This window comes from Caldithrix abyssi DSM 13497 (genome assembly GCF_001886815.1).
In the GTDB taxonomy this organism is placed as follows: Bacteria; Calditrichota; Calditrichia; order Calditrichales; family Calditrichaceae; genus Caldithrix; species Caldithrix abyssi.
The window spans coordinates 2,727,315-2,743,731 of record NZ_CP018099.1 but is presented as its reverse complement, the minus strand read 5'-3'; the positions used below and the strand labels follow the sequence as shown (position 1 = coordinate 2,743,731).

The following is a 16,417-nucleotide window of genomic DNA, read 5'->3' as shown; positions in this document are numbered from 1 at the left end:
TGATTGACGATTGATGATTGATGATTGATGATTGGCGAATGAGCGTGTCGCAAGTAGATCAACGCAAAAAAATTATTGTTTAATTGGAGATTGCTTTATTTAATCTAATTTTATAAATTCATATAACTTAAACATTAGTAAAAAGGTGATTCATTCTGGTATTCTTTCAAACTGAAAGCAAAAGCATAAAATGGAAGAAAGCACATATTTAGAAGAACTCAAAGAAAAACTGGGGTTTTACGGAGTTAGTCAGCCGGTTCAGGAGATTTTACAAACGATTCGCATGATTGCGCCCACCGATCTTTCTGTTTTAATTCAGGGCGAAAGCGGAACCGGCAAAGAGGTAGTTGCCAACGCCATCCATCAATTGAGCAAACGCAGGAATAAACCGCTCGTTTCTGTAAACTGCGGGGCGATTCCAGAAGGTATTCTGGAGTCCGAACTCTTCGGTCACGAAAAGGGATCGTTTACCGGCGCCATTGCTCAACGAAAAGGTTATTTTGAAGCAGCCGACGGCGGAACCATCTTTCTGGATGAAATCGGTGAAATGCCGCTCAATACCCAGGTCAAACTCTTACGTGTCCTGGAGACTTCGGAAATTATGCGTGTGGGCGGCACCACGCCCATTAAAGTCGATGTGCGCGTCATTGCCGCTTCCAATAAAAATCTTGAGCAGGCGGTGGCCAACAATGAATTTCGGCGAGACCTTTATTTCCGCCTGAAAGCCATCACCATCTTTATTCCGCCCCTGCGTAAAAGGAAAGAGGATATTCCGGTTCTGGTCAAAAAATTTGCCGATGAATACGTAAAGAAAAATCAAATCTTTTTTAAGGGATTTTCGCCGGAAGCCCTTGAAGCTTTAAAAGAGTATGACTGGCCGGGGAATATTCGGGAATTAAAAAATTTTGTAGAAACGGCCATCACCTTAAATCGAGGTGAAATAATTCATTCTTCTTATGTGCGTCAGGTTCTGAATCTTGATCACCGCTATGCAACCACCGATAATTTACCGGTACCATTGAACAAAACGCCGGATCAGGCAGAACGCGAGCTAATTTATCGCACATTAATCTCCTTAAAGCTGGACATAACTGAATTAAAACAGATGATCGGGAAATTAATCCAGACTCAGATGGATTGGATGAAGCATCAAATGCCCCATACTCAGGAAGAGACGCCTTCTGCTGAAAATTCTCAGGAAATTAAACCCACGTCCATCTCTGCCATGGAAAGAGAATTGATTAAAGAGACGCTTAAACGTTTCAATGGAAACCGCCGGAAAACGGCCAAAGCCTTGCAAATAAGCGAGCGTACGCTTTATCGTAAGTTACACGAATATGGTTTATCATAAAGCCATGACAGGCATTAAAAAATTTGTTGAATGTTGCTGCGGTGAAGCAGCGCGTTGTGGAATACTAAATAAGGAAGATAGCGGAGAAAAATTTATGAGCGCCCAGAAATCGGGCTCGCATCATCTGAAGAGAGGAATGGTAAGCGAAAAAACAATGATGTTTAAAAGATCGCTGGGCTTCGGCCTATTCATTATATTAGCCGTATTTTTTGTATCGAGTTGCGGCTATTATTCGTTTAAAGGCTCGCTGCCTTCCTATATTGAGAGCATTGCCATTCCGTTGTTTGATAATCAAACTCCGGACCCCGGCGTTCCGGAAACGTTAAATCAATTGTTGACCACAGAATTCATTAAAGATAATACCCTAAAAGTCGTGGATGAAAGTAAAGCGGATTTGATTTTAAGCGGCGTCATTCTCCCCATCCGTTTGCAGCCGGCCGTGGTGCGAGAAGGCGAAGAAGTGGCCGAAGACAAATTGATCGTTAGCATAAAAGTAAAGTGCGAAGATGTGAAAACCTCCAAAGTTTTATTCAATAAAACGTTTCAACAATATAGCCCCCTGGATGCTACGGCTGGCCTGGAAGAACGTGAGCAGGCGATCAATGACGCTTTACAGTTAATTGCCGAAGATATTTTAAACGCCACCCTGGGGGCATGGTAAAAATTAGAGAGAGGGATGTAATGATCAGTCCAACCGATTACATTCTTAGCGTTGGAAGCGAATCCATTTTATTTGCCCATAAAGTGGATTTGCTGATTGAAGAGGATGAAATTGATGAGGCGTTAGAGCTTTGCGAAGAAGGAGTAAAACGCTTTCCTTTTTACGCTGAAGGCTATATTCAGCTGGCGCGTTGCTATCAGCTAAAAAATATGAATGATGACGCAGTTAATGCCTACCAGCAGGCGCTAAAATTGCAACCAAACCACACCAAGGCTTTAAAAGGCCTGGCCTATCTGTACTATAAAATGCGCGAACGTGAAGCCGGGGAGATTACTCTTTTAAAAGCTTATCTTTTTGATCCTTACGATGAAGAGTTACACGATTTTTTAGAGAGCGAAGGCCTGCTTGCCAGGCTCTACAGTCCACTGGTGTTTGATGAAGAGAACGAGGATAGTAGCCAGCACGATGGAGCGATGTTTGATCTGGAAGAGATTCTGGATGATTCGCGTCCCACCGACGAAGACGAACGCAATCAGATTCTGGAAGAAATTGATGAACATTCCCGGCAGGTCGGTGAAAATGAACTGTTTGAACTGGAACCGGCCAGCGCAGAGGAGGAAATCGAAAAAATTGATGAGTCCTTTTTTGAAGCAGAGTCGGGCATAAATGAAGAAGAGTCCGATTCCTTTCCGGAAGAACTGGCGGCTGTAAGCCCGGGATTGGGCGAAAACGAAGCCGAAGAAGAAATGGTGGAAGAAAAGGAAGAGGCCGAACCCGACGTGCAGCCCGAAGAAGCGCCGAAAAGAAGAGGGGACGAACGGGAAGAGTTCACGCAGTTTATGTCCGATTTGTTCAAACCGGACGAAACCAACGACGAAGAAAGCCGGCAGGAAAAAAGTGAAGTAGAAAAAGAAGAGCAGCAGGACGAAATGGAAATGGAAGATCAGATTGCCAGTGAACTGGATACGATCCTGATTTTTTCCGATCATCGAAAAAGCGATGAACCGGTATCTGAAGAGGAAGACGATGAAGAGGCAAAACCTCTGGGCGATTTCAATACGCTGGAAGAAGACCTGGAACGCATCGGGGCAGCCGAGTTTGAGGAAATCGAGAATAATCTGGTTGAACCCGAAGCGCAAGAAGAAATGCAAGCGCCTGAAGCAGAGGTAGAGCAGCCTGCGGATGACGATCGGCAGGAGAGTAAAGAGTCTGGCCAGGAAATGAACGAACTTTTAAAGCGCCTGGAAGAGGGCGAAAAACGGCGGGACGAAACCAAAGCGCGTAAAAAACAGATTGCGCAATTAGAATCGCAGGCCGAAAGCGATAATGTGGATATCGACGACATCCTTTCCAATCCCAGCCTGTTAACGCCCACATTCGGTGAAATTTTGATCGCTCAACACAAATTTGAAGACGCGTTAAAAGTGTTTACCGCGCTGGCTAAAAAGGAGCCGGATAATCCGCGTATCCAGAAAAAAATTGAATTTCTGAAAAAGCTGGTTATGGCAAAAAAATAATGAAGCCGATATTTTTAATCTTCTTTTTTTTCTATCTGCATTCGCTTTCCGCCGCAGACGTCTATTTTGCTAAATTAACTGCAACAGGGCAGGAGCAATTAAAGCGCAATAATTTGCTCAAACCAGCCGGTATTTCTTACAAAACCTTTCAAACCTATTCTAAGCCGCTGCCGCTCGTTGATCGCTGGCTTGTGGTGGAAGCCGATTCGCAGAAATTGCATGAGCTGCAAGAGGAAAATTGGATCGAAACGTTTGAACCGGTGCGTCGCTTTAAAATATTCCCCCTGACCAACGACAGCCTGTCTGCCGAACAATGGTATCTTGAACAAATTAACATTGAACAAGCCTGGCAGGTAACGCGCGGGGCCCCCGATGTATTGCTGGCCGTCATCGATACGGGCATCGATTACACGCATCCGGATTTGCAGGAGGTTCTCTGGATTAATGAAATTGAACGACAGGGTTTGCCGGGCGTGGATGACGACGGCAATGGTTTGATCGACGATGTGATGGGTTGGGATTTTACCGACGCTCCGCGTTTTGCCGACGGCGGAGACTACCTGACCCCGGATCCGGATCCCATGGATGAATTTTTGGGCGGTCACGGAACAGAGATTGCCGGCATTATCGGCGCCACGGTCAACAACCTGAAAGGCATTGCCGGTATTGCACCGCAAATCAAAATCATGAATCTGCGCGCTGGAACGGCTGCTGGCTATCTGGAAGAGGATGATGTCATTCAGGCCATGCTTTATGCTTATTCCAAAGGGGCAAAAATCATCAACATGAGCTTTGGCGATGTTAAGGTGTCCACCCTTTTTAGAGATGTGCTACGTTTCCTCTGGGAAAAGGGCATCACCTTTGTGGCCGCTGCAGGCAACGAAGGACAACCGCAGATTTATTATCCGGCTGCTTTTAAAGAAACCATTGCCGTCGGTAGTTGCGACCGGCAAGATCATCTAAGCGCTTTTTCTAATTTTGGGCCGGGGCTCGATCTAATCGCTCCGGGAGCGGAAATCATCAGCACCGCGCCGGGTAACAAATACCGCACTGTGAGCGGAACTTCTTTTAGCGCCCCGATGGCGGCCGGCGTTTGCGCTCTGTTGCTTTCGGCCAGGCCGGATTTAAGCAACGAAGAGCTGCGCACCGTTTTAAAAAACTCCGCCGAACAAAACCTGCCCAATCCTCAATGGCAGGTCGGCTCCGGAAGATTGGACGCCGGTAAGGCGCTGCTCATTCAACATGGCGGCGCGCTGCAAATTATCAGCCCCACAGAAAATACGCCTGTCAAAGATTCGCTTTTCATCGTCGGCAGCGCTTACCATCCGGATCTGCAGTCCGTGCTGCTGGAATATGGCCTTGGCAGCAAACCAGAACGATGGTTCGCCCTGGGAAAATGGGACTACCGCTATTTTTACCACGATACTCTGGCGCTTTTGCCCATCAATCACATTCCGGATACCGTGCTGACCATTCGACTGCAAATGCAACTATTAAATCAGACGTCGGTTTTTGATCTTACTTCAATACATGTTGATCGGACGCCTCCGCGTATTTTAAAACTAACACTGGATCCCGCCTTTCAGCAGGCAGAAATTGTCGGTTTATTGCACCTTATTACCGATGATCAAACCACCGCCCATGTTACTTTTTTGCATTCTTCAGGCAGCGTTTCTGCGGATAGTCTGGTTGATCTTAACCTCTTTTCCGAACATTTTTTAACGTTTACCAGCCGTCAAATCGCAGATTATAACTTGCTAAAAATTCAAGTGAAGAATGACGGCGGATTGATCGCAGACACCACGCTAAACGTTCCGGAAATCTTTTTCGCCGATCGACAGTGGCATCCATGGAGGCCGCTCAAGCACACCCTGCCGGCTGGCTATCTTCTGCACAAATTCACGGATATTAACCGAAACGGACAGCGAGAGATCGTTTTAAGCGAATACGCCAGTAGCGGGGCCATTGGTTATTTAAAAGTCTGGGAAGATACGCCGCAGGGCTTTGAACAGATCGCCGAATTCAGCCAGAAGGCCATACCTCGCGATGCCTTTGACATGGATGGCGATGGCCGTGAAGAGTTGTTGGTGACTTATGGAAGTCAGGCGCGCTTACTGAAATTTGATTCTGGCCTCAAAACATTTCGCATCGTCTGGCAGGATTCGGGTTTCTGGGCTGCCGCATTAACCGATTGCAACAAAAACGGCAAGGCAGAAATCATCGGTTATCGGGATTCGGCCTATGTGGCGCTGGAAGATCAGGGGAATTTTCAATTTTTACCAATTGCCAGGCTGATAAATCACAGCAAGGGCGAAAATCGGTTTGGCTCTCCAAAAGTTGTGGTTCACGATTTTAATGGCGATGGAAATAATGAACTGGTATTTGGCGATTATGACGGCGATCTCAATATTTACTCCTGCTCGGGCGCCGACCAGTTCCACCTTTTGCAATTGTTGCACACGTATCAGACCGATGCCACCGATTTAATAGAAGCCGGCGGCGACGCTCTGTTTGTTCTCAGTCACACAGAAGAGGGCAGGCGATTCGAATCCGAGCTGGCCCAGCTTTACTGGTCGCTGGAAATTTTTACTTATGATGCGCGCTGGAGGGAATTGAAATCCAGCCAGATCATCCATTTTTATCCCTATTCTCTCAAAAAAACCTTTGACGCCGGCATGCGCTTTTCGGAATACAACGGCCGACAATATCTTTTTCTTGCTCTTTCCCCCTCGTTTTTTGTTCTGGAAAAAATAGAAGGACGATGGGCCGTCGTCTGGCAAACCGAAAGCTGTCGTTCCAACGCCATTGTGGCTGGTGAATCGCCCTCCAGTCAAAATTTCGAATGTTATTTTAATACGGGCGAAAAGATCGTCGGATTTTTTAAAGGGGAAGGGGAGGCGCTGAGCGTGCCCTTTGGCTTAAACGCTTCGCCGCTAGACAGCGCGCGTATTAAGATCGAATGGCAGGGCCAGAATTACAATGGCTTTAATCTTTACCGCGGTCTCAGCGCCCAAAGTCTCCAATTTTACCGGCATGTTTCGCAAAACGTCTTCTTAGATCAAAACCTGACGCTGCAAGAAACATACTTTTATGCGGTTACTGCCGTCGCTGATTCTCTGGAGAGCGAGTGGTCGAACATCGATTCGGCAAGCACTGGGCGCCCGCCCCGTCTGTTAAGTGTGCAGCGCGTGGGAAAAACGGCTTTTATTCTGCAATTTGATCAGTCTTTAAAATTGAAGGCAGACCAGCCGCCCCGCATATTTTTGGAAGCCGCTCGCATTGCAGCCAGTTCCATCGTGCTCATTCCGCCGGGCCATTCATTGCTGGTTATTTTTGATGATTTGCGGGATTCAGACTTCACAGAAGACACTTTGAAGGTGGAAAATGTCTTCAATGCGCAGGATATGCCCATCGACCGGCGGTATGATTGGTCTGCGCTTGATCTGGCGGCGCCGATCGAGGCGCCACGTGTGACAAAGTTGAACATTGTGACGCGCACTACGATTGTCGTAACCTTTTCGCAACCAATGGATTCGGGGAGCGTTCAGCAGTTGAGTCATTATCAGTTGTTTCCCGCCGGTTCTGTAAGCGAGGTGACCGTTTTGAACGCCTTAGCCAGCGAGGTAGAGCTAACACTCACCAAAGAGGCGCCTGCCGGTGGCTTTGGTCAGGCGGCATATCTGGAAATTTACGGGGTGAAAAATCGCTGGGGCGTCGAGATGGCAGAACGGCAGAAATTTAGCCTCTTCCGACCGGAGGATGATTTGTCGCGTGTTATCATCTATCCGCAGCCGGTGCGCCCGCAGGATGAAGCATTAATATTTGCAAAATTACCGCAAAAAGCTCAAATTCAAATTTTTAATATGCATGGCCTGCTGATTAGAACCCTGGAGCAGGTAAATGAGTATGGCGGCATTCGCTGGGATTTACGCGATGCATCCGGAAAAAGAGCGAGCAGCGGCGTGTATTTTTACCGGATCATCTACGGTAAGCATCAAAAAACAGGAAAGTTAGTGATCGTGAGGTAGCTATGAAGAAAGAATACAGGTTTCCATTATTGGTCGCCATTACAGGCGGAATCGGTAGCGGTCAGACAACGGTGGCAAATTTTTTCAAAAAATGGGGCGCCTGGGTGATCAACGCCGACGAGAAAGCAAAGGAGATTATCCAGAAAGACCGGAGTGTAAAACGAATATTGGCCCAAACCTTTGGCAAGGAGATTTTTAATCGCCAGGGGAAATTAAATACGCAAAAGCTGGCCGCGCTGGCATTCAAAGATGAGATCAGCACGCAAAAATTAAATCAGATTGTGCATCCGCGCATGGTCGCTTATTTAATCGAAGAACTTGAGCGTGCGCGTTTTTCGCGTAAGTATCCGATTGTGGCCATAGATGCCGCTCTGATTTACGAAATAAGCATCGAGCAGATGTTTGACGCGGTGGTTACGGTTTACGCTCCGATAGAATTGCGTTACAAAAGAGTTAAACAGCGCGACGGGATGACGCGCTCAGATTTTTTTGCGCGCGTTAACAAGCAGATTCCGCTGGAAGAAAAACGACAGTGGGCCGATTTTGTGATCGATAATAGCGGATCATTAGACGAACTGGAAAAACAAAGCTGGGCGGTGTATGAAAAATTACTGAATATGCAGGAGAAAAAAGAGCGTCAATTAAAGCATATCAGTTAAAAACAAATTTTTGCACCACCTGAGCAATGCCCATGGATTCATCCAGTTGCTTAAAAGCGCGCCAGTGGCGAATATAATTCTTAATGCATTGTTCAAGCGCCTTATTGCGTATGGTGGAATTAATAATGCGTACGCTTTCGGGAATGACATAGCCCTCGTACGAAACTTTAAAGGCCACCTTAATATACCCCCGGCTGTTGGCTGAGTACCTGGTGTGTTTCCGGAAACAATATTCAATCATGGGCGAATATTTGTGCACAACGCGTTCGATTTCTTCCGGATCTCGCCAGCCGATTTCCCAGGCGGGTTCTTTGGTCAATTGTTCCGGAACGTCCAGATACGCCGCTCCCTGCCTGCGCACCACATAATTGAACAAATTATCGGGCGGCCCGTCAATATCGCCGGGATCGAAGTTTGTGACCTGATTTCGTATTCTGGAAATGGCCGTTTGAGCTGTGGCGGGAATATCAAGGGGATTTTCTTCAATTATCGGAATATCATTGAAATAATCATCTACCTCCGGTAATTCTCCGGCTGCACCCGCCGCGCCTTCCGGCTCTTTAAGTATCCCGCGAATGACAGGAGTAGCGGCCATTTTTTTCGCAATTTGTTTACGTTCTTCAGCTCTTTTTTGAGCGGCCTGCTCAACCGTGATTTCGGCTTTAATTCTTTCCGGCGCAACCGGGATTTCAAGCGGCGCAGTGACAACGATTGTGCGTATGTCCTTTACGTCAGGTTCAACCGTTTTAATCTCATCCATTAACAACTGTGCCACAAAATTTTTGTAACGATGTCGGATAAGCTTCTCTGTTTTTTCTTCAAATCTGGAATAATCGACCTGCGAGTTAATGAAAATTAGCGCGGAAAAAACTAAAAGAACGATGGTTAAAATTGAGTAAAAGGTCTCATCCATCCTGTCTAAAATACTAAGACCAAATACTTTGTTGAATTTAAACTTTTTTTCCACGATTACCTCAGTAAATAATGATCTATCCTTGATAACTAAATATTGATCAAAAAGCAAAATGTCTGTGTGATTGGAATCACTGTGTAGAAAAATCTTTTAATTATCAGTTTATTGTCTTTTTAATATAACCAATTTCAATTATTTTTACAAGGCTTCTTTAGTTGGCATGCTGAATGTCCCCCAAATTTTTTAAGATTACAATATTTTTTCTAAGATCATTTTTATAACTCACCCCCTAATTACAAAATTACTAACACGTTAGGTATGCTCTTATCCCCCTCTCTTTGCAAAAAGACTCACAGAGCAATGAGTAGGAATAAGAGGGTGAGTTTTTTAGGATACTTCTTCTGAAAGGTCTAGCCCCGCCCGGTCGGGATTTGAAAATTTTTGTGCTGCTGGATTGGTTGAATAGTTAATTAGTTGAATGGTTGAATAGTTAGTCTGTCATCCCAAATTTGTTTCTGTAAATATAATGAATTCCTACCACCGTTTATGTAGGGGCGAAGGATTTCCAAGAACAATTCAGCGATGGTAAGCATTAATCTTTAGTCATATAAAAAAAGCGCTCTGGATAAAGTAGGGTTGGAAATCCTTCGCCCTTACAAGTACGTTCATTCCTGATCTTTTATCTGGGAGTGAGGGTCGAGCGAGCAAGGGTAATTTAATTTAAAACATTCATTGCGCCCTTTTTGTGACTTCTCTGACCTCACTGTGGTTGCTTAAATTCCTGCGGGAATGTTTTTGTTTGCTGCTATGCTGTACTTGAATTAAAAATTATCACGCGGAGCGGGAGGCTGTGCCCGTATAGTAGAGCGCCGGTTTGTTTAGCTTTTGCCTTAAATGTTAAATCATTTTCTGCGAAGATTGGCGTAATTTGCGAGAAAATTACTATTCGCGCGTTGCGGTTGATTTTGGTTGCGGCTGTGCTGCCTTGGTTCTTTAGCCGGCATGTTTTCAGCCTGCAAAACTATCACTACGTAGCAAAGCGGCAGCGTAATGACCTTAAACCACCTTCAGCCCATGCCAGCGTTTTTTGGCTGCATCAAAATAAAGTTTTTAAAGAACACATCAAAAAGTATTCAAAATATTAAACCTTTAACTTGAAGTAAATTTAAAAAATAACTAAGATATTTTTAAATCACAAACAAATGAAAAAGCAGTTAAACAAAGGAGGCGTCATGCTAAACCACATCTGGGCCTGGATGATTATTCTCAGCATTTTCATTGCCGGGATAAACGATTTTTACCATGAACTCAATCGGCCGCAGACCAAAACAGAGGCTAAAACAGAACAACGTAATTTGAACAAAGAAACGCGTCTGGGACAGACCACCTCGGCGGCTATTGATGCAGCGAATACGGCGGTAAAGATCTCCATTGGTTTAATCGGCGTTATGGCTTTGTGGCTGGGGATTATGCGTATTGCCGAAAAAGCAGGAATGATCGACATTATTGCGCGGTTGGTTCGTCCGATTACCAAACGTTTGTTTCCCACCATCCCGTCCAACCATCCGGCGATCGGGGCGATGATCATGAATATTGCGGCCAACATGCTGGGCTTGAGCAACGCCGCCACGCCCCTGGGAATAAAAGCCATGGAAGAACTGGACAAACTCAATCCCAAGAAGGGCGAGGCAACCGACGATATGATTACCTTTTTAGTGATTAACACCAGCGCCATTACGCTGGTGCCGGCAACCGCAATCGCCATTCGCGCTTCAATGGGCTCGGTGAATCCGCAGCAAATTGTTGTTCCTTCTATTATCGCGGCCAGTATGGCGACACTGGTCGGCCTTACCACCGTAAAATTAATTCAGTTTTTCCAGAAAAAACGCGGAGGGAAACAAAATGTTTAAACTGATCATAGATTGGTTATCCATTTTAGCCATTCCGGTAATTTTGTTGCTTTTTATCGGGTACGGCTATTCCAAAAAGGTTAAAGTGTACGAAGAATTTGTTGAAGGCGCCAAAGAAGGTTTTAACGTGGGTGTAAAGATTATTCCCTACCTGGTGGCCATGCTGGTGGCGATCGGCATGTTCCGGGCGTGTGGCGCCCTGGAATTTTTAACCAATATTCTGGGAAGCGTGACCAGTAAAATCGGCATTCCTGGTGAAATTTTGCCCATGGCATTTATGCGTCCTCTTTCTGGCAGCGGTTCGATTAGCGTGATGACCGAAATCATGAAAACTTACGGTGTGGATTCGCTTTACGGTTTTATGGCTTCCACCATGTTCGGCAGTACGGAAACGACCTTATATGTAGTGGCCGTCTATTTTGGCGCAATTAATGTACGCAAAACGCGTTATGCCGTTCCTGCCGGTTTGTTGGCAGATTTGGCGGGACTGATTACGGCCGTTTACATCTGTCGTTTGATGTTTTAACAAAAATGTGCTTTTTTAACCATTCCGTGTTAATTTAGCGTTTTACATTAAACTTTAAAGGAGGAGCGCTTATGCCAGGAAGAACGCTTTTTATTGTGATTATTCTATTCATTACGACCAATTTACTTTTTGCCGATGGCTGGAAAACCTTTGGCAAAAAGTTGACGCTCAATGAGACAACGTTGATTTCCGCGATTCTGGAAAATCCTGATGCTTATGTAGGCAAAAAGGTGCTGGTGAAGGGACGCGTGGTCGATGTTTGTAAAAAACGCGGCTGCTGGATGGAGATTGCCAGCGATAAAGAGTTCCAATCCATTCGCGTTAAAGTGAAGGATGGCGAAATTGTTTTTCCGCTACAAGCTAAAGGCCGCGAAGCGCTGGTAGAAGGCATTGTAGAAAAATTAGTCATTTCTAAAGCAGATCTGATTCGGGCCATGAAACACCACGCCGAAGAGCAGGGTGAGCCGTTCGATTCCTGCAAGGTTACTTCGGGCAAAACGATCTATCGTCTCAAAGGACTGGGCGCCAAAATAAAAATGGACTAAGCGTAGCATATCATTGACGTGTGTTTAAAAGAGAAGTGAGGAGCTTAATTTCCTCGCTTCTCTTTCTTTTTTAGAAGAAGAGGAAGTGCTAATGAAAAAGATTCACTGGCGTAAATGGAATAACATTCTTCACCGCGATATTGGTTATCTGGCGGTAGGTTTGACCATTATCTATGCCATTTCTGGCATTGCCGTAAATCACGTGGAAGACTGGAATCCCAGCTATGAAATCCGCAGGGTTCCGGTCCAAACAACGCCCATCAAAGCGGAGCAGCATGACGAACTGCTTCAATCCGTCCTCCAGAAAATGAATATTGCCGAACAGCCGGAAAGCAGTTTTCGGCCTTCGCCTAAAGAGATTCACGTCTTTTTTAAAAATAAAACGCTGAAATTGGATGTGTTAAGCGGAAAAGGCGAATGGGAAATTGTGGAAAAGCGGCCTCTGCTTTATGAGTTCAACTATCTGCATTTGAACCATGCCAAACGGTGGTGGACTTATTTTGCAGACCTGTATGCCGTTGCTTTGCTGTTTTTGGCCATTAGCGGAATGTTTGTGCTAAAGGGGAAGAACGGTCTGGCCGGCCGGGGAAAATGGCTTACGGCCATTGGTTTTTTGATTCCCATCTTCTTTTTGATCGTTTATAATTAAGAAAAGCCAGGCGTGCGCCTGGCTTTTTCTTTTTACAGCGCCTGCAAAAAGTTTTCTTCGACTTTTTCCCAGTTGATTACGTTAAAGAAGTTATTCAGATATTCGTTGCGACGATTCTGATATTTTAGATAGTAGGCGTGCTCCCACACATCTACCCCTAAAACCGGCGTGCCCCTGAATTTGCTGATATCCATCAGAGGATTGTCCTGATTGGGGGTGGAGCCAATCACTAACTGTTTTTGATCGTTGACAATGAGCCAGGCCCAGCCTGAGCCAAAGCGCGTCATGCCGGCCTTGTGGAATTGTTCTTTAAAAGCGTCAAAAGAGCCGAACGCGGAATCAATGGCTTTGGCCAGTTCTCCAACGGGTTCGCCATTCTCATTTTTTTTAAGCAACGCCCAGAAAAAGGAATGATTCCAGTGGCCGCCGCCATTATTACGAACGGCCGTTTGAATATCGGCCGGCACCGTACTTAATTGGCCTAGCAATTTTTCTATGGATTTAGTATGTAAATCCGGATGTTTATCCAGAGCGGCATTCAAATTGTTTACATAAGCGCCATGATGTTTGGTGTGATGAATTTCCATGGTCATGGCATCGATGAAAGGTTCCAGAGCGTTATAGCTAAAACCTAATTCAGGTAGTTGGTGCGGCATAATGTATCCTCCGTTTTTGTTTAATCGTGTTTAGTAATAAGAATGCAATATGGAGAGGTTTTATTCCCAGAAGAGATTAATAAAGCGGATTATTTACGGAAAGCGAAAGGTGGATTCAGGCTCTGTGGAACAACTTCAGGCAAAGCCCGTCCTTTCCTAAAGAAGAAATCAGTTTAATTTTGCGGGGATTTTTTTAGAAATACCCTTGATTTCTATCAACTCGGCGGTGATGTGTCCCACCAGCACTTTGGTTTTCATTTGGACCGGAATTTTCAGGTTATCGTCGGTCAGCCAGATCGTCAGTTTGCCTTCATGTTTAAAAATGCCTTCTTCCATTAAAGCCGGCTCCAGGCGCCAACAACGAAATTTCCCTGCTTTTACCGTTACGATTTCCGGACCTGAAATGGCGATCGGCAGGTTGTAAACTTTTTTCTTTTCGTGCGCCGGTACGTAAAGCGTGTCAATGCCGTTTAAATCGAGCGTGCGGATGTAGTAAAAGGCAGACAGGGCATCAAATACGCCCGTGGGAGGAATTTTGACTTCGTATTCTTCCCGCTTTTTAATTTTCATGCCGTCCTTATAACGCAGATATTTGACTCTGGCGATGGAATCTTCATAAAAATAATCGACAAAGGTGTCGGCTTTGTAATTGCCTTCGCGTAAAAGTTTTTCAAAGTGAATGGGATGCAGGGTTTTGGCGTTCATGTATGAATTGACTACATCGCGAACCTTGAATACCCAGTCAAAGGTGCGCGTGCTGCGCGCCGTGGTCTGGATGTGATAGTAGTTACCGTAGTCGTTGTTTTTAAGGCCAAGCACTTTCATCTCAGCCTTACCGGCGGAAATAAAACCATATCGCAAGCGGAAAATAAGACGCTCACCGATTTCAAAAGGAAGTTCTGAAACAAGATAGGGATTGGCGTCGAAAGTGGCGTCATCAGCGGTTTTTGTTAGAGCCAAATTCACGAAAAGAACGCCAAAAAATAGCGTGGCAAACAGACCTGTGGTAAAATGGATTTTTCTCATATTTTCCCTTTTATGATGCGGGTTTTTTCTTTATCTCCCCGATCAATAATTGGTTTTCGTACAATGTACGGTAAATGCTGCTTTTTTCGTAGAGTTCCGTATGCGTGCCGATCGCGTCGATTTTTCCGTGGTGCATGACGATGATTTTGTTGGCGTTACGAATAGTGGAGAGACGATGGGCGATGACCAGCACGGTTCTACTTTGCATTAAATGATCCAGCGCCTCCTGCACCAGCCGTTCCGATTCGGTGTCCAGGGCAGAGGTCGCTTCGTCTAAAATTAAGATGGGCGGATTTTTGAGGATGGCGCGGGCGATGGCCAGCCGTTGCTTCTGTCCGCCGGAAAGCTTAACGCCGCGTTCGCCGATATGCGTATCCAGCCCCAATTCGGATTGTTGAATAAAATCCCAGGCGTTGGCCGCTTTGGCTGCCTTGATAATCGCTTCTTCCGACGCGTCGGGATGGCCGTAGGCGATGTTGCCGCGAATGGTGTCGTTGAAAAGCACGGTCTCCTGGCTAACCAGTCCAATCAGCTTTCGTAAGGAGAACAGTTTTATCCGATTGATATCGATCCCATCGATGGTTATTCGACCGGCAGAGACAGGATAAAAGCGGGGCAGTAAATCGACGATGGTTGTTTTGCCTGCGCCGCTGTGACCGACAAAGGCCACGGTTTCTCCTTTTTTAATGGTAAAATGCAGGTCCTGCAATTCAAATTCGTCTTCGTTGTTATATTTGAAATAGACGTGATCGTATTTGATCTCTTTTTTAAATTCTTTTAGCTCGATGGCATCAGGGGCATCGTAGGTCTCTTCCGGTTGATCCAGAACGTTAAAGACGCGTTCGGCGGCAGCCAGGCCGGTCTGCATCACGTTGTTAATGCCCGAAAATTCCTGAATCGGTTTGAACATGGCAAACAAAAACACCAAAAAGCGCACAAAATCTTCGGGCTGTAAACCTTCGTTCTGATAGACCATTCTTCCGCCGATCCACAGTAGGGTGACCAGGGTAAGCACCAGCAAAATCTCGTTAATGGGCGTGGTGGCAATTTTAATGCGTTCGGCGCGGAACAGTTTCTGGAAATATTGAAAATTGGTTTTCTTAAAGCGTTCTTCTTCCCGTTTTTCGCTGGTAAAAATTTTAACGATGTTAATGGCCGAAATGGATTCCTGAAATGCCAGCACCACATCGGCCACCTGCTGGAAAACTCGTCGGCTTCGACGACGGATGCTTTGACCGATTTTGTAAATGACAAAAAAACTAATCGGTAATATGATAAAGGTAATGAGCGAAAGCTTTACGCTGATCATCAACAGGATGATAATATTGGCGATAATTTGCAGCGGCGAGAGAATAATCTTGCCAAAACTCTGATTTAACACCTGCTGTATGGCGTTTACATCGTTGAACACGATGGAAGTCAACGTGCCGCTGTGGTGCTGGTGAAAAAATGACAGCGGTAAATGCAAAAACTTGCGTTGCAACTTGTTGCGGATATCCACAACCACCCGCGCCTGAATAAAAATCAGTAGCAATTTGCGGCTGTATTGTGAAACGTTCTTCATTAAAAAGGCCAGAAATATTACCAGACAGACGATTTTCAGAGTTTCGAGGCGGTCTTTGCGGATAATAAACGATTTTATTTTGCTATTGAGTTTCTGGTAGATGCCCTGGCTGTTTTTAACGATATCCTGTAATTCATCGGCCGATGACACGACCTGCACGCTATCCGGCGGAACGGATTGTTGTTGCACGTAAGCGGGGCTGAATAATTCGCGCACAAAGTCTATTGAAATCCAGATGGAAAGATTGTTAAATATCACATACGAAAAAGTCAGTACGATAATTAAAACAATACCTTTCCAGTAAGGTTTGATAAACCCCAGAACCTGCATGTATAATTTCATCTACTTCGCAATTCCTTTTCGATTAATTAATTTAAATTAAGAATAAAACTCGAAATTACAAAGCCGAATA

13 protein-coding genes are annotated in these 16,417 nt (G+C 45.3%); 9 read left to right on the top strand and 4 right to left on the bottom strand.

Annotated features, from left to right (window positions below; genetic code table 11):
* Positions 1 to 190: 190 nt before the first annotated feature.
* The 5 genes from Cabys_RS10680 to coaE all read left to right on the top strand — a co-directional run bounded on the left by Cabys_RS10680 (position 191) and on the right by coaE (position 8,216).
* Positions 191 to 1,351 carry a sigma-54 interaction domain-containing protein gene (locus Cabys_RS10680; RefSeq protein WP_006930447.1) on the top strand — a complete coding sequence of 387 codons (1,161 nt, stop codon included), beginning with the start codon at positions 191 to 193 and terminating at the stop codon, positions 1,349 to 1,351.
* Positions 1,352 to 1,505: 154 nt separating this feature from the next.
* Positions 1,506 to 2,012, top strand: a complete 507-nt coding sequence (lptE, locus tag Cabys_RS10675) for an LPS assembly lipoprotein LptE (protein ID WP_169833709.1) — start codon at positions 1,506 to 1,508, stop codon at positions 2,010 to 2,012.
* Positions 2,006 to 3,529: a tetratricopeptide repeat protein gene (locus Cabys_RS10670; RefSeq protein WP_081475109.1), complete on the top strand. Its 1,524-nt coding sequence runs from the start codon at positions 2,006 to 2,008 to the stop codon at positions 3,527 to 3,529. Before lptE ends, Cabys_RS10670 begins: the two co-directional genes overlap by 7 nt.
* A complete protein-coding gene (locus Cabys_RS10665; protein ID WP_006930440.1) occupies positions 3,529 to 7,557 on the top strand; it encodes a S8 family serine peptidase in 4,029 nt (1,342 codons plus the stop codon). Before Cabys_RS10670 ends, Cabys_RS10665 begins: the two co-directional genes overlap by 1 nt.
* A gap of 2 nt (positions 7,558 to 7,559) precedes the next feature.
* Complete coding sequence (gene coaE, locus Cabys_RS10660) at positions 7,560 to 8,216, top strand: dephospho-CoA kinase (RefSeq protein ID WP_006930425.1); 657 nt, start codon at positions 7,560 to 7,562, stop codon at positions 8,214 to 8,216.
* On the opposite strand, the gene Cabys_RS10655 is transcribed toward coaE, so the two are convergent.
* Positions 8,209 to 9,183: an AgmX/PglI C-terminal domain-containing protein gene (locus Cabys_RS10655; RefSeq protein ID WP_006930422.1), complete on the bottom strand. Its 975-nt coding sequence runs from the start codon at positions 9,181 to 9,183 to the stop codon at positions 8,209 to 8,211. The two genes, coaE and Cabys_RS10655, sit on opposite strands and share 8 nt — an antisense overlap.
* 1,178 nt (positions 9,184 to 10,361) lie before the next feature.
* On the opposite strand from Cabys_RS10655, the gene Cabys_RS10645 reads away from it, so the two are divergent.
* From Cabys_RS10645 to Cabys_RS10630, 4 genes are all read left to right on the top strand, one after another.
* On the top strand, positions 10,362 to 11,039 hold the full coding sequence (locus Cabys_RS10645) for a nucleoside recognition domain-containing protein (protein ID WP_006930421.1): 678 nt from the start codon (positions 10,362 to 10,364) through the stop codon (positions 11,037 to 11,039).
* The gene (locus Cabys_RS10640; RefSeq protein WP_006930420.1) at positions 11,032 to 11,565 is read left to right on the top strand and encodes a spore maturation protein; all 534 of its coding nucleotides are present in this window, start codon (positions 11,032 to 11,034) and stop codon (positions 11,563 to 11,565) included. The genes Cabys_RS10645 and Cabys_RS10640 overlap by 8 nt, the downstream gene beginning before the upstream one ends.
* A gap of 71 nt (positions 11,566 to 11,636) precedes the next feature.
* Entirely contained in the window at positions 11,637 to 12,110 is a 474-nt protein-coding gene (locus tag Cabys_RS10635; protein WP_006930419.1) for a DUF4920 domain-containing protein, read from the top strand.
* A gap of 91 nt (positions 12,111 to 12,201) precedes the next feature.
* Positions 12,202 to 12,759 carry a PepSY-associated TM helix domain-containing protein gene (locus tag Cabys_RS10630; RefSeq protein WP_006930418.1) on the top strand — a complete coding sequence of 186 codons (558 nt, stop codon included), beginning with the start codon at positions 12,202 to 12,204 and terminating at the stop codon, positions 12,757 to 12,759.
* Positions 12,760 to 12,791: 32 nt separating this feature from the next.
* On the opposite strand, the gene Cabys_RS10625 is transcribed toward Cabys_RS10630, so the two are convergent.
* The 3 genes from Cabys_RS10625 to Cabys_RS10615 all read right to left on the bottom strand — a co-directional run bounded on the left by Cabys_RS10625 (position 12,792) and on the right by Cabys_RS10615 (position 16,347).
* Complete coding sequence (locus Cabys_RS10625) at positions 12,792 to 13,415, bottom strand: superoxide dismutase (protein ID WP_006930417.1); 624 nt, start codon at positions 13,413 to 13,415, stop codon at positions 12,792 to 12,794.
* A gap of 168 nt (positions 13,416 to 13,583) precedes the next feature.
* Positions 13,584 to 14,441, bottom strand: coding sequence for a DUF3108 domain-containing protein (locus Cabys_RS10620; RefSeq protein WP_006930415.1), 858 nt, complete (start codon positions 14,439 to 14,441; stop codon positions 13,584 to 13,586).
* A 10-nt stretch (positions 14,442 to 14,451) separates the two neighbouring features.
* Complete coding sequence (locus tag Cabys_RS10615) at positions 14,452 to 16,347, bottom strand: ABC transporter ATP-binding protein (protein ID WP_006930414.1); 1,896 nt, start codon at positions 16,345 to 16,347, stop codon at positions 14,452 to 14,454.
* Between the last annotated feature and the right edge of the window lie 70 nt (positions 16,348 to 16,417).